General features: G+C 55.1%; 9 protein-coding genes and 1 pseudogene. All 10 read right to left on the bottom strand.

Features of this window, described 5'->3' with window-relative positions; all coding sequences use genetic code 11:
- Window positions 1-89 precede the first annotated feature (89 nt).
- The 10 genes and pseudogenes from NE547_RS11030 to NE547_RS10985 all read right to left on the bottom strand — a co-directional run bounded on the left by NE547_RS11030 (window position 90) and on the right by NE547_RS10985 (window position 13978).
- Window positions 90-1514 carry a relaxase/mobilization nuclease domain-containing protein gene (locus NE547_RS11030; RefSeq protein WP_256175941.1) on the bottom strand — a complete coding sequence of 475 codons (1425 nt, stop codon included), beginning with the start codon at window positions 1512-1514 and terminating at the stop codon, window positions 90-92.
- Between the two features lie 112 nt (window positions 1515-1626).
- Window positions 1627-2229, bottom strand: coding sequence for a Type 1 glutamine amidotransferase-like domain-containing protein (locus tag NE547_RS11025; RefSeq protein WP_015563755.1), 603 nt, complete (start codon window positions 2227-2229; stop codon window positions 1627-1629).
- A 43-nt stretch (window positions 2230-2272) separates the two neighbouring features.
- The gene (locus NE547_RS11020) at window positions 2273-3115 is read right to left on the bottom strand and encodes a nucleotidyl transferase AbiEii/AbiGii toxin family protein (RefSeq protein ID WP_136890932.1); all 843 of its coding nucleotides are present in this window, start codon (window positions 3113-3115) and stop codon (window positions 2273-2275) included.
- Entirely contained in the window at window positions 3112-3705 is a 594-nt protein-coding gene (locus NE547_RS11015; RefSeq protein WP_118739833.1) for a type IV toxin-antitoxin system AbiEi family antitoxin domain-containing protein, read from the bottom strand. Before NE547_RS11015 ends, NE547_RS11020 begins: the two co-directional genes overlap by 4 nt.
- 99 nt (window positions 3706-3804) lie before the next feature.
- Entirely contained in the window at window positions 3805-4092 is a 288-nt protein-coding gene (locus NE547_RS11010; protein ID WP_101069706.1) for a CD1845 family protein, read from the bottom strand.
- 126 nt (window positions 4093-4218) lie between these two features.
- The gene (gene mobC / locus NE547_RS11005) at window positions 4219-4557 is read right to left on the bottom strand and encodes a plasmid mobilization relaxosome protein MobC (protein WP_101069705.1); all 339 of its coding nucleotides are present in this window, start codon (window positions 4555-4557) and stop codon (window positions 4219-4221) included.
- A gap of 3 nt (window positions 4558-4560) precedes the next feature.
- Window positions 4561-5058, bottom strand: coding sequence for a DUF3849 domain-containing protein (locus NE547_RS11000; RefSeq protein ID WP_256175940.1), 498 nt, complete (start codon window positions 5056-5058; stop codon window positions 4561-4563).
- Window positions 5058-10730 (bottom strand): SNF2-related protein, encoded by a 5673-nt coding sequence (locus tag NE547_RS10995; RefSeq protein WP_370866845.1) that lies wholly within the window; start codon window positions 10728-10730, stop codon window positions 5058-5060. Before NE547_RS10995 ends, NE547_RS11000 begins: the two co-directional genes overlap by 1 nt.
- Before the next feature lie 1494 nt (window positions 10731-12224).
- A pseudogene (locus tag NE547_RS10990) lies at window positions 12225-12491 on the bottom strand (hypothetical protein); the annotation flags it as partial.
- Between the two features lie 1133 nt (window positions 12492-13624).
- Complete coding sequence (locus NE547_RS10985; RefSeq protein ID WP_138374217.1) at window positions 13625-13978, bottom strand: TnpV protein; 354 nt, start codon at window positions 13976-13978, stop codon at window positions 13625-13627.
- Window positions 13979-14177 lie beyond the last annotated feature (199 nt).

Genomic DNA, 14177 nt, shown 5'->3' with positions numbered 1-14177 from the left:
AATCCCCGCAGAACACAAAAACTGTGTTCTGGAACGATGGATAAATCCATCGGCTGCGCGATTTTTCAAATCGCTTGTGGGCGGGCAGCTCAGCGCTGCTCCGCCTCTTTTTCCCGTCGTTCATTCGCTTCCTCCTGCTCCTTATCCAACTCCAGAATACGGTCGATATTGGCCTTGGCCGTCAGCAGCTCTTTCATTTCCTCACGGGCTTTTCGGTAGTCGGCGTAGGCCGCTTTCTTCTCCGCCAGCAGCTCGGCGTACTCGGTATTCAGCGCCTTGATGGTGGGTAGCTTCTTGAAGCCCAGTCCATCAAAATAGTCCTTTGCGGCCTTGTGGATCGTGATCTCGCTTTCATGCTCTGCAAGAAATTTCTTGGAGTACCCGGCCTTGCGATAGGCAACGTAGGTATCGCGGGTCTTGGCATAACCCACGATATGCTCCCGCAGCACGGCAATCTCGGCCATGCGTGTTTCCGCAGATTTGATCCTTGCGGAAAGCTCGTTGAAGTGAGCGGACGCTGCCGCCGCTTTCTCCGAGAGAATGGCGTAATCTAACAGCTCATGGTCTTGCAGATAGGCCACCGTCTGTGCCATCTGCTTCAAATTGAACAACGTCGCCCAACGCGCATAACCGGCACCTTTGCCAGCGCGTAATTTGGCCTGAATGTCCACCAGCAGATTCCCGCTGCTCTTTTGCGGTTTGACCGGTGCGGCGGCGCTCTTTCGCGGCGTATGCGCCTTTTCACCTGCAATCACCGCGCGGAGATCTGCGGGAGTATAGCCGTCACCGAGGGTATCCATGCGAATGGACTTTTTCTGTTCGCCGCCTAACAGGGACGGGACTTTCTTGCCCTTGACCTCATACCCGGCCTGCCGCAGCAGCTCCAGCAGCGTTTCAAAGCTATCGGGCTTTTGTGCCAGCGCATCGTCAATGGCCGCGCAGATTCGCTCCCGGTGGGAGGGCTTCTTTTTGTCGCCCAGCCACTTGTTGTAGCTCTTGCCGTGGCGCTTCGGATTCTCCACGATGGAGTAGCCGTTCTCGATGCAGATGGTATCGTTGAGCCGCCGCACGGCGCGGCTGCTACCCCAAAAGTTTCTGAATTTCCGGGTCTGGCTGAGTGCGGTGGAGTTCCAGATCACATGATTGTGAATATGGGCTTTGTCGATATGGGTGCAGACGATATAGGCGTGATTGCCCTTGGTGAAGCGCTTGGCCAGCTCACAGCCCAAACGGTTCGCTTCCTCCGCTGTGATCTCTCCGGGAACAAAGGATTGCCGCAGATGGTAGGCGATCACATCATCCTCGCCGCGCACTCTGCCGGTCTTTTGGGTGTATTGATTTTTGGCGAAAAGGAACTCGGCGTCGGCGATTCTGCTGTCGCACTGCCAGCTTGTAATCAGTCTGCCACCGTCCGTCTTTTGCGGATTTTCGGTGTAGTCGATGATGGCGCTGATGGCCTGCCCCACCGTGCGGCCTTTGCCGGTGTGCAGGGGCATCAGGCGTGTGGTTGCCATGTTGGACACCTCCTTGAAAAGTAAAACGGCCTGCCGTAGCAGACCGTTTGAAATGTGTTAATTTGCAAGAGGTAAAAGCAAACTGATAGTTCGACAAACTGGAATTTTCAAATTAGTCTTTGCAAATAACCTTTGAACCTTCACCATCAATTACAATTCCCTGACGGTTGTTAATTGGGCATAGATTCAAATCCGAAAACTCAGTCATTATTTTCTCGGTAACTTTCTTAAATGGTGCTGTAAGATAATGCGGAAGAACATAGAAATCAATTAAATCAAGCCCTGCATCATCTTCTTGTGAGTAGTCCTCCGGCTTTTCATCCATTTGCTCGATATATTGGATGCTTGGAGCGCATATAATCGCACCTGCCGATTCACCAATCATCAGTTTTCCCTTTGCCAATTCTTTCTTCAACAGCTCATCCGTTCCCGTTTTACGGAGCTGGTCTATAAGGAAAAAAGAATTTCCGCCGGTAAAATATATCACATCCGCATCTTCAAAAACAGACTGTATCGTTGAATAAGCCTCCGTTGAAATATCAATTTCAGTTACGATTGCTCCCAACTTTTTGAATAATTTTCGAGCCGAGCCGACATAACCGGTGTAGCCTTCACGCAGCGAAGCTGTTGGAATAAATGCGACTTTTTTATTTTCAATTTCTTCCTTTATCAGACTTCCTACACTTGAAAAGTGCGAACATAAAAACAGTTTCATCAATATTCTCCTTTATATATAAATTCCGATTTGCTGCTCTCTATTACTCCCGTGCCAGTTCATATAGGCTGCGGATGGATTCCATGACCGTATGCCACGACAGGTCGGCGGCATAGGAAAACTTCTTCTGATAAGCCCGCCACAGCTTTTCCATGTTTGGGTCGGCCTCAACTTCATCAAAGGCCGCAGGCGCGTCGGCAAGATACTTCTCTGTACCGCGTTTCCTGGCCGTTGCAATGAGCGCCGCACGGAGATCGGCTGGGACGATGCTCTGGCCGTGGAGCTGGCTCAGAATGTGCAGATCATAGAAATCTCTCATGCGGGTGTTGGTGGTGGCGCGGGACACGACAGTTTCCAGCTTCTCAGCCAGAACAGTTTCCAGATTGTACGCCAAAATTTCAATGGAACGATCCTCCAGCATCAGCTTGAAGCTGTAACGCACTTCGCGGGGCGTGATGGCGTCGCCGGTGGAAATGTCGATCTTGAGCGGCGTTATCACGCCGTCAAACTCCGTTTCCATGCTGACACGGATGCCCGGATACTCGGCCTCGTCCATGATCTCGGAAATGCGCTTCACCCGGAACCCCACGCCATCGTCCACCGGTACGGAGATGATGGAGGCAATCATGTTCTCCACGTCCTCGATGCCGACCGTCGCACCCTTTACGGTCGCGTCAATGTCCATCGTGGAGCGGGCGTCAAGGCCGACCATTGCAGCCACCAGCATCCCGCCTTTAAGGATGAACTTGTCCCGATATTCCGAAAGAGAAATGCGCTCCAGAAAGCGCTCCATCATGTAATTGCGCATCAGGATTTGCGCATCTGCGGATTTGTCCTTGGAGAGATTGCGTATCAGGTCTTTGAGCTGCCGTGCAGTCTTAATCATAAGAGTACCTCCAAATACTGCCGAAGCAGTTTTTCAACACGGAACATCTGCGCATAGCGCATCAGCTTCCGCAAGTCCTTGTCTTTTCGTTTTGCGTATTGCTTGAGTGCATCCTGAAAGGTCTGCATCTCGATTCCACTACGGCTGCGGATCAGATCGCAGATGGTACGCTCCATATCATAGACGGGAACCGGGTTGCCAAAGGGCGTGTTCATCGTGACGATCCCCACATCATGCAATTCTTTCTTGATGGTGTAGACCTTGATGCCGTCTGCTTGCAGGCTGGCAGGATTGTAGCCGGTCTTGACCGTGATGGAATACGGATTCGGCTCCCGGTCGGTCAGGTCATGGAAAAACAGCGCGCTCTCATGGGAGAATACAGCCTGCGCACAACGAAGGTGTAGCAGGTACATGGCGTCCGTCCATGCATCTGGCGAAACATAAACGCCATGCGCGGCCTGCTCTACGCCGCGCTGCTTGGCGTAGGCGTAAAACGTGGACTTGGCAATACCGATTTCCAAAACCTGCGCGGTTTTGACGATCCCATTGTTTTGCTGAAAAAGCAGATCAAGCCGGTCGTAGGCGGTCATGTTATCACTTCCTTCTTGCTAATATTATATCCGAGATTAGCAAGAAAGTAAACAACGATTTTAGAAAAGCAAGCCGAGGCGTTCGCCCCGGCTTGCGCTTTAACTATGGATGAAGTTTTTCATGGCAGCGTTCACGTCTTGCAGCTTGCCAAGTCCCTGCACCGCCAGCAGCGGAAGTCCCATCGGGCTGATTAGAAACGCCAGCACAAGGAGGATAATGCCGTTTTTTACAGAGTAGGTAATCATCACGGCGATGGCCAACAGGGAGAGCAGGCCACTTGCCAGCTTGAACACGAAGCCGGAGCAAGACAGCAGCCCCGCGCACAGCCAGACGAACAGGGACAGGATAAGCGATAGCGGCACAAGGATAATTTTCAGAATAGACATTTGACGGCCTCCTTTTCAAAGACGTTATGCTTTTCTAATATCAGAATACCATGACAGCGCGCGCTTTGCAACGATGCGGGGCTTTTGCGCGGACAGGGGCGGCGGTTATTCCGCCGCCCCTGCGACTTATTTCAGCGCCGCCAGCGAGGAAACGATTTTCTCCGCCGCCGTCCATATCCGTTCCTGACTTTGCTGAATGTCCTCCAGATCGGCCTCATAGATACGTCCCGTCTCGTGAGCGCGGCGGGTAAGCTGGTTGAGGTTGTTGCTGGAATACCGAAGCAGGGACACCAGCTCCCGCAGCTCCGGAAGGTCGAGCTTCACCACATATCCGTCAATCGCCATCTTGCGGAGATACGCGGCCATGTTGGTGGTGCCGAACTGCGCCATCTTCGTTTCAATCATTTCCCGCTCCTGCGGCGTGACGCGGAATTTGAGCTGAATGTCCCGTTTGCGCTTTGCCATCGCTCAGCGCTCCGGGGCTTTGGACTTCGCCGAAATTTTCGGCGAAGTTGTTTCAGGCAGCTTTTTCAGCATATCCCGGACAGAGGTTTTCTGCCGCTCCTGCGCGTAGGCTTTGCGGGTCTGGCTGAGAAACAGATTGACCAGACCGGGATGACTGTTGACGGCCAGATAGCAGTTGCGGTCAGTACCCCATGCGTCAGGATTGGCGGGGATGGACATGGCGTTGGCCCAAGCCCTGTTGTCGGGAGAATAGCGCCTGTCCCAGTCCGCTTGACAGACGGTGATGGCGAGGATATAAAATGCGCGGTCATAGCCGAACTGCTGCACCACCTGATCGACCGCCGCTGCATCCAGCCGGTTATCCCGGTAGTGGTCACGGATGGCGGCTTCAATCGCTTCCTTGCAGGCCGTGTTCGCTTGATTGGAAGCGCGGTAGACTGCAAGCTCGTCATGCTCTCTGGCGTAGGCTGCCGGGTGCTTGTAAACGGGGAGATTTTTCATTATCGTGCCTCCATTTCTTTTTTGTGGGGCTTTTCCGGTGCGCCATGAACAGGCGGCGCTTTCAGCCTGTCCAGAACGGAAGGCCGCGTCGATTTTGCAATCGCCTGCTCAGGCTGCGGCTGTCCCTTGCCGTCCAGATTCAGCTCCATATCCAACTCAATCAGCCGCGCAGTTTTTGCGGCCAGCTCCTGCTCCTGCGGGAACGGCTTACCGACCTCGGCCTTTGCCGCCGCCTGCTGGTTATAGAGGTTTTCAAGCTGCTCCTGAACGCTGCGCAAACGCTCCGGCATTTTATCCAGCGCGTTCTCAATGCGGACAAGGTTGCCTCTGGCATCCGAACCGAGTTCAACGCGATGGGTCATTTGGCCTTTCAGCGTCAGCGTGTACGTTTTCCACATGGAATCAAAAGCAACGGACATGGCAAAGCCACGATAGCTGCCGATCTGTACCGGGTCTTTGCCCTTGACCTCCTTGCAGGTGTCCAGCAGCGCGGCACCGGCGTTTTCCTTATCAGTGAGCCGGTCGCCGCGAATCTCCATGCCGACAAAGCCCTCTGCCGGGAGCGGATGCGCCGCGAGGGTCTGCATATCCGCCTCCAGCCCACGAACAAAGCCCTTGTGTTCCTCTATCTTTTCCGGGAAGTATTTCAGCAGACTGTCCTCCAAGCGGAATTGCTTGCTGTTGTGGTCTGCTTTCATAATTTTGAGCTTGGACACCTCAATGTCCAAATCCATGCGCTCTTTGATGCGGGGATCACCGGCGCATAGCGCTTTGATCTCCGCAAAGGACAGCGCTGTAGCGTCCACGTCCTCACAGGAGCGAACCGGGGATTTTGAGGTCATGATCTGAGAGATGAATTTCTGCTTGTTCTCAACGGTCTGCCAGAGGTAGGCGTCAAACGTCCCTTCGGTCACATAGCGGCATACATGAACGATCTTGTTCTGATTGCCCTGACGCTCAATGCGGCCTTTTCGCTGCGTGAGATCACGGGGACGCCACGGGCAATCCAAATCGTGAAGTGCGACCAAACGATCCTGCACGTTGGTGCCCGCGCCCATCTTGGCCGTGCTGCCCATCAGGACGCGCACCTGACCGCTGCGTACCTTTGCGAACAGTTCCCGCTTTTTGACCTCCGTATTGGCATCGTGGATGAACGCGATCTGTTCCGGGGGCATACCGGCGTCAATGAGCTTTTGGCGCACATCCTCATAGACCGTGAACGGCGTTTCCGCGCTTTCCTCCAATGAAATCGCGCTCTCCAGCGCATGGATTTCCGGGCTGTCCAGCGTACCGGGGGAAGCCTTTGCCGCCCGCTGCGAGGGCGTGGCCTTTGGCGTAGAAATGTCGCAGAACACAAGCTGTGTCAGTTTTTCCTCCTCGCCGTCGCGCCAGTATTGGAGAATGTTCGCCACGCACTGATTGACCTTGGTGGTTTCCTCGTCGGGGAGCATGGGATTGATGATACGCTGGTCAAGCCCCAGCTTGCGGCCGTCCGAGGTGATTTTGAGCATATTGTCCACATCCGGGCTGACCGCACCGCTGTGTACCTTGGACGCTCGTTCCGAGAGGGCTGTCACCATGTCCTGCTGGATCTGTGTGGGTTTGGTGGCGATGGTGTGATACGCAACCTCCGGCGTGGGCAAGTGGAGCTGATCCGCCGTTTTGATGTCGGCAACCTCTTTGAACAGATTCATCAATTCGGGTAAGTTGAAAAACTTTGCAAAGCGTGTCCTTGCCCGGTAGCCTGTCCCCTCCGGGGCAAGCTCCAGCGCAGTGGTGGTTTCACCAAAGCGGCTTGCCCAGCAATCGAAGTGGCCCATACCCATCTCTTGCAGCCGGTCATGCTGCAAATAGCGCTGAATGGTGTAAAGCTCTGTCATGGAGTTGGAAACCGGGGTGCCGGTGGCAAACACCACGCCGCGCCCGCCGGTCAGCTCATCCATGTAGCGGCACTTTGAGAACATATCCGAGGATTTCTGCGCATCGGTGGTGGAAAGCCCTGCCACGTTGCGCATCTTCGTATAGAGGAAAAGGTTTTTGTAATTGTCCGACTCGTCCACGAACATCCTGTCTACGCCGAGCTGTTCAAAGTAAATCACATCATCCTTGCGGTCGCTGGCTTGCAGCTTTTTCAGCCGCGCCTCCAGCCCCTTTTTCGTGCGCTCCAAGCTCTTGATGGTAAAGCTATTGCCGCCTGCGAGCTTGGTATTCTGAATGCCATCGGTGATTTCCTCAATCTGCTGATGAAGGAGCCGCTCCTGCCGCTCCGGGCTGATGGGAATACGCTCAAACTGCGAGTGGCCGATGATAACAGCGTCATAGTCGCCGGTGGCGATACGGGCGCAGAATTTCTTGCGGTTGTGGGTTTCAAAGTCCTTCTTGGTAGTGACAAGGATGTTGGCCGAAGGGTAGAGCCGCAGAAACTCGGATGCCCACTGTTCCGTCAGATGGTTCGGCACGACAAAAATGGATTTCTGGCACAGTCCCAACCTCTTGGATTCCATCGCAGAGGCTACCATTTCAAAGGTTTTTCCCGCGCCAACTTCGTGTGCCAGCAGCGTATTCCCGCCGTACAGCACATGGGCGATGGCGTTTTTCTGATGCTCTCGGAGGGTAATTTCCGGGTTCATACCGGAGAAAACGATGTGGCTGCCGTCATACTCGCGGGGACGAGTGCTGTTCATTTCCTCGTTGTACTGCCGTACCAGCGTTTCGCGGCGCTCCGGGTCTTTCCAAATCCAGTCCTTGAACGCATCCCGGATAAGCTGCTGCTTCTGCGCGGCAAGGGTGGTTTCCTTGGCGTTGAGGACACGGCGCTCCCGTCCGTCTGCATCCTCAATGGTATCGTAGATACGAATGTCGCGGAGATTCAGCGCATCCTCCAGCAGCCGGTAGGCGCTGGCACGGTCTGTGCCGTAGGTGGTGAATGCCGCCACGTCGTTGTAGCGCACCATGCTCTTGCGGGAAACCTGCCATTCTGCGGTGTACGGGACATAGCTGATCTCGATCTGTCCGCGCAGATAGCGGGGCGTTTCAAAGGTTTCATACATGAATTGCTCGATGTACTTCTTGTCAAGCCATGTCGCACCCAGCCGCACCTCAATCTCGCTGGCTTCAAGGTCTTTCGGCTGTGCGGCAATCAGGGCATCCACATTTCCGGCAAAGAATGGGTCGTGCGCTGCCACGCGCTGCGCGGTGCGGAGCTTCTGCCGGACGTTGCCGGAGAGATATTCGTCCGCCGTCTGCCAGCCCTTCGCCCAATGCTCGCCGCCGTCCTGCAAGTCAAATGGGCCGCTGTTGGGTTCCTTGTAAATGACGCCCTTCAAATCCTCAACGATCTGCGGGATTTTCTCGCTGCCGCCCATGAGGGAGGCCATAAAGTCGAGATCGACGCAGGCTTTTTCTCCGATGCAGACAGCAAGAGCTTCGCTGGCGGTATCCACAGAATCTACGCTGCGCTGCTGCTTGATGGTGCGCTTGTGGAACATATCCGCCTTGCGCTCCAGCTTTCCGTCGTCGTCCAGCACTTCCAGTGAACACAGGAGATAGTATGAGGAATCGTCAGAGAACGCAAGACGGTTCGCACGGTCATTGATTAGGCCGTGTTTTGCGGAGAACGCATCATAGAGGCGGTTTAGCTCGGTCTGCGCTTCCTGAATCCGGCTTTCTGCGCTGTACTCGTCCATTTGCAGGGCAATCAGCTCATTCACGCAATCCCGCAGCGCGACCATGCCCTTGACACGCTCGGCGGCGGTGGCGTTCAGCTCCGGTTTGACCATGCGGCTGTTTTCCCGGTAGTACACCTCGCCGTCCACCACGGTGTAGGAGTAGTTTTTCACATTGGGGTCTGCGGGGATGGACGTGTCGATCTGTTCGCCCTCGCCCAGCTCTGGCAGTTCCGCCTCCTGATAGGTGCCGCGAATGTTTTTCACGGCGTCATGAAGCTGATCTGCAAGCGCCAGCCCCTCAATGGGGACAACGGTGAAATCCTGCTTGCCGTATTGGGTGCTTTCGGAGGTCTGCCTGCCTAAAATCATCTCCGGGTGGTCAACAAAATAGCGGTTGATGGCAAAGCCATCCTCGTTCTGGCCGAGGTGTACCCAATCCGGTTCGATCTCAATGGGACGGTCACGCTTTTGGAGAAAGAGAATGTCCGAAACCACATCCGTACCGGCGTTGGCGCGGAACGCATTGTTGGGCAGACGAATGGCACCCAGCAGCTCCGCCCGCTGCGCGATGTACCTGCGGACTTCGGGCGATTGCTTGTCCATCGTGTAACGGGAGGTCACAAACGCGATCACGCCGCCCGGACGCACTTGGTCGAGGGTTTTGGCAAAGAAGTAGTCGTGAATGGAAAAACCGAGCTTGTTATAAGCCCGGTCATCTACCTGATATTGTCCGAACGGGACGTTGCCCACGGCGAGGTCGTAAAAGTCTTTTCTGTCCGTTGTTTCAAAGCCCGCGATGGTAATGTCCGCCTTGGGATAAAGCTGCTTGGCAATACGTCCGGTGATGCTGTCCAGCTCCACGCCGTAGAGCTTGCTGCCCTGCATCTGCTCCGGCAGCAGGCCAAAAAAGTTGCCGACGCCCATAGACGGCTCCAGAATGTTACCGCTCTGGAAGCCCATATTGCCGACCGCTTCATAGATCGCCTTGATGACGGTGGGGCTGGTGTAGTGGGCGTTCAGCGTGGACGCTCTGGCCGCAGCGTATTCCTCCGGGGAGAGTGTGGCGTACAGCTCTGCAAACTCGTCCGACCAGTTTGGCTTATTCTCGTCGAAGGCATCCGCAAGACCGCCCCAGCCCACATAGTGGGAGAGGATTTCCTGCTGCTCCGGGCTGGCCTGTAAGCCCTCAAACTCCAGCTCTTGCAGGAGTTGGATAGCCGCCATATTTGCCCGAAACTTTGCTTTTGCGCCGCCGACGCCGAGGGCATCATCGGTGATGTGGAAATTCTGCGCGTCGCGGTGGCTTGCCGCCTTGAAGTCAGCGTAAGCGGCCTGCTCCGCAGCGGCAACGCTGTGAAAGTCCTGCCACTCGCCGTCAATGGGGATGGATACCGCAGGACGGTGTACGGGAGGCTCGTCGATCTCGGCCTGAGAGATGGCATCATCAAAATCAGGCACAAACTCGCCCATTTCCGAAAGCGCCGCGCGCCCTTCCTGCTCCAGAATCAGAGTTTCTTCCTCGCTCATGGCGGGCGGTTCAGGCTCGACAGGTTCCGCAGAGGGCGGGTCATGCTCCGGTTCCGGGATGTGCAGCGTTTGGATTTCTATGTCGTAGGGCAAGTGCGTTTTCTCGGCAGGATAGAACGCGACGGGTTTGGTGACAGGCTGCGGCTGCTCCCGTTCCTGCTCTTCAACAAACGAGCGTATAAACGCAATGTGTTCAGCGCGGAAGATGGGAAAGCCCTGCCTGTTTTGAAAAGTCACATCGCGCAGAGATACTTCATCCGTGCCGAAATTTACGCTGTCAATGACAAACTTCCGTCCGTCGATCTCCAGCTCCATGCCAATGGGGATATACTCCTTGGCATCTGCCTCGTTAAAAATTTCATAGCCGCCGGTTTCATCCGGCTGCGCAAGCACGAAGCTGTGCCCATGCTCCAGCAGCCGTTTCGCGGCGCTTGCCCATTGTCCAAAATCATAGCCGGTCACAGCGGTTTCGCCCATACCGGGAATATCGCGTTGCAGCAGGCGGCGATTCAAAGCGCTGGCGGCTCGCTCTGCGTCTGCGCCATAAAAAAGCAGCCGTTCTCCGACGCGGACACCGACGAGCTTTTCGGGATGTTCTGCACAAAGCGCCTGGTATGCCGAAACATTCGGCGCAAGCTCGCGCCCCTGATCTGTGATTCGTGTGAGGACAGCGGAAAGCGGCTCGGTTCTGTGTTCCGGCTCGTGATTGTTCTCGCTGGATGATGGAACGTTGCTGAGATGCGCGACAGTTTCATCTGCGGAATCAATAGTATAGAGCGTACCGTCAATTTCTACGCGCTGACCCACAAGGTTTTGAACCGCTTGCAGCGTCTCCGGGGTTGGCTGTTCTGTGTGCTGCGCCGCAATGACGCGCTGCGGCTCCGGTTCAGAAACCTCGAAATATCTGGTGTCGAGGTAGCGTTCAAAGGAATTGCGGTCGATGCTGACAGGTTCCTGTCCGGGTACGTTCGGTAACGTGTGCCAGACGTGATCTTCATCTACACGCGCGATAACGCCGACTGCTGCTATGTGGTCTAACTCTATGGATGAAATGCGATCTCCAATATGATAGGTATAGCCAAGCGGTGTTGTAAACGCCGGAGGGGATAGCTCAATTCCCATATCCCGTTTGATGCCATCCAAGTAAGCAATGGCGTTATTCTGTTCTGCAAAGCGGAGCGTTTGTTCCCCATCTCCGCAGAACCGTTCCAACACCTCATCCCAAATGCCGGTAATTCCGCCCTCGCCGGGATGCAGACGAATGGAGTATCGGTCAGGTGAAAATAACCGCAGTCGCTCATTCTCATCATAAAATTTATTCTCGCGGATGAGCTGTGCCAACCGCCGCTGTACCTGCGCCCATGTGAGCGTCACCGGCTCGGCGTTTCCTACATGGATATACATGGGGGTTTTGCTATCTTCCCAGCCATATTTTGCAGCCAGCCATGCGGCGGTGCTGCGTTCTCGCCCATGCGCCTGCATATATAGTGCGACTTCCTGCTTGCCCTTTAGGTTGTCGTGCCAATCCAGAAGCGCGTTGTCAATGTCCTCCTGTGTAATCTGATAGGGAGATGGTGCGACCGTCGCTGCCAGCGTGGGATACAGTTCCTCCAAAAGCTCCTGATGCAGCCGGTTATGGAACGCAGGCATATCAAAGTACAGGCGGACAAGCTGGAGATCATCAGATGCCGTGACAATACGACGGATAGCGTCCGCACCCTCCAGATAAGCGTTCTGGCGGTCTGAATTGCGGCAGGCATTGACAAAAGCCGTATCTTTGGAAAGCGCGCTGCCAACGGTCAGCTTGTACCCGTCAAACAGCTCTCGCGCGGTAGGCTGTGGTGGCAGCTCGGCGGCGGGGTCGCGGAACACCCGCGTCCCATCCGCGCCGAACTCCGCTTCATAGGCATTGATGGCCTGTTCTGCCTCGTGGTCGATGGACGGAAGCGTATATGCCGTGTGTTCATGGCTGGAATCGCCAATGCGCGAAATTGTTACATCATGCTTTTCCCGCAGCTTTTCAACGTATTTCTCCAAATCCTTTGCAGGGAAGCCGCACATGGTAACACGGCCTACTCCCTCCAAATTGCGGCGCGTCAGCTCAAGGCTGAGATCATCTGCAACTGCCCGCGCATCCTCGCCATACAGCTCGAAGAAGTCCCCAACCTGATACAGCACAATTTCATCGGGGTACGCCGCCTTTACGTCGTTATAGTCGTTATAAACCGCGTTCCGCATGGCGTCCTGCGCCATTTCCTTGTCATAGGCTGCCTGCTCATCCGGCGTAAGGTAGCGGTTCAACCGAACCAGCTCCGAGATGCGCGAAGCGACCTTGTTCCAATTCATCTGAACATCCGCGCAGCCCGCTTTTTTCAGCGTGATGCCTTTGCTGCCGTGATCTTCATAGCTGCCGCTTTCTCTGGATACGGCATGGGTATGCCCGCCGATGCCGTACTCCTTTTTCAGAAAATCGGCATTCTCCTTGGGGGTGTGCGAAGTCTGGAAAAACGCATAGATGCGGGTCTTTCCACCCTCAAAACTGCTCCCGTTTGCAAGAGAAGCCGCAATTTCATCTTCGGTGATAAACCTGCCGGTTGCTGGAATAGCCGCCATATCGGAACGGAATTCCTTTCGTGGAAGGGACAGATCTTCCAAACGTGTGAGAAGTGTCTGCGACTTGTGGTAATGGAAGCGCAGCAGCGCACGGTTTTCGCGGTAGGCGTCCATGAATACCTTGTATTCTGACAGGAGACTATCCCGGAACGCCGGATTCAGCAGATCGTCCGTCAGACGCTCCGTTTCCTCTGGAAAGCTGGTGCTATGGATATTACCCAAGCAGGACAGATACCCCAGCGACTTTGCTTCATCCGAGAAATCGTGATAAAGGTTCCAGACATCCACAGCAATACCCAGCCGCTCATAGCGCGGGGCTTCCGTGACCTCAAGATTGGTGGCAAATGCGCCGCCGTCCAGAAGTTCCTCAATACGCTCCGCCGCATCTGCCCAGCCTATCACTTGGGCAGAACGAAGATAGCGAGAGGTATCTCCGGTTGCAATATGGATACCATCGTCCCCGTACCATGCGGAAAACCTGCCGTTATCCGTAATCAGGCCGTTGCCGCCGTAGTAAAGAGCTTTCAGAAATGCCGCGCGATCCTCTAAAGGTTTTTGCTTGGAGAATTCCGCAGCAATTTTCATCCGCGCTGCATCCGCATTACCGCCCGCGCGCAGGATGTGGTCAATATCATCCTGAGAAATGAACATAGAAAAAGCGGAGGGTGTTACACTCTCCGCTTCTGCGATGGATTGAATTTGTTCTGCCTCTGAGGGAAAGAAGGACATCTGCGCCCCAGCAGGGGCATCGAACATATTTAGCTGAACACCAGTTCCGTGAGGATCGTTTCCTCGGCCTGCGCTTTCAGCGTGTTCATCAGCCCTACCCACTTCATCGGGTCGCTGGCTTTCAGCGATTCCGTCACGCCCGCCGACTTCATCAGCTCCGGCATCATCTGTTCCAGCCGGTTGTTCGCCGCCTCGTCGATCTCCCGCAGATGGGGGTACAGCTTCTCGGACAGCAGCAGGCTGTTCCACAGCACCGGACGATGCTCCTTCAGGTAATCCTTCCGCATCCTGCCGTACTTGCCCAGCGGGGCTTGCGGCTGCTCGGTCAGGCTCAGGTCGGGAATCAGATAATCCCCGCTGCGGGTGTAGGTCAGTTCGCTCATGGCTTTCGCTCCTTTCCGCGAGTTTCTCGCGCTCGTAATTCTTGATGGTGATTTCGATCTGCCGCAGCACCAGCTCGCTGGACTGGCTGATGGCCGTTCCAAGGGCGGAGACGGTCTGAGGGGTGTTGAAATCAAAGACGTTCAGAAAATCCTCATGCTCGAAGTAATCTCCCGGCTGCATCCCGCAGCGGGACAGCAA

The organism is Flavonifractor sp. DFI.6.63 (genome assembly GCF_024462255.1).
GTDB classification, from domain to species: domain Bacteria; phylum Bacillota; class Clostridia; order Oscillospirales; family Oscillospiraceae; genus Lawsonibacter_A; species Lawsonibacter_A hominis.
Note: the sequence above shows the minus strand (reverse complement) of the source record. Positions and strands in the feature narration are given on the sequence as shown.

Excerpts from the sequence above, each read along its gene's own strand:
- NE547_RS11030 (WP_256175941.1), bottom strand. The coding sequence starts at position 1,514 with ATGGCAACCACACGCCTGATGCCCCTGCACACCGGCAAAGGCCGCACG.
- NE547_RS11025 (WP_015563755.1), bottom strand. The coding sequence starts at position 2,229 with ATGAAACTGTTTTTATGTTCGCACTTTTCAAGTGTAGGAAGTCTGATA.
- NE547_RS11020 (WP_136890932.1), bottom strand. The coding sequence starts at position 3,115 with ATGATTAAGACTGCACGGCAGCTCAAAGACCTGATACGCAATCTCTCC.
- NE547_RS11015 (WP_118739833.1), bottom strand. The coding sequence starts at position 3,705 with ATGACCGCCTACGACCGGCTTGATCTGCTTTTTCAGCAAAACAATGGG.
- NE547_RS11010 (WP_101069706.1), bottom strand. The coding sequence starts at position 4,092 with ATGTCTATTCTGAAAATTATCCTTGTGCCGCTATCGCTTATCCTGTCC.
- mobC (WP_101069705.1), bottom strand. The coding sequence starts at position 4,557 with ATGGCAAAGCGCAAACGGGACATTCAGCTCAAATTCCGCGTCACGCCG.
- NE547_RS11000 (WP_256175940.1), bottom strand. The coding sequence starts at position 5,058 with ATGAAAAATCTCCCCGTTTACAAGCACCCGGCAGCCTACGCCAGAGAG.
- NE547_RS10995 (WP_370866845.1), bottom strand. The coding sequence starts at position 10,730 with ATGGGCGAAACCGCTGTGACCGGCTATGATTTTGGACAATGGGCAAGC.
- NE547_RS10985 (WP_138374217.1), bottom strand. The coding sequence starts at position 13,978 with ATGAGCGAACTGACCTACACCCGCAGCGGGGATTATCTGATTCCCGAC.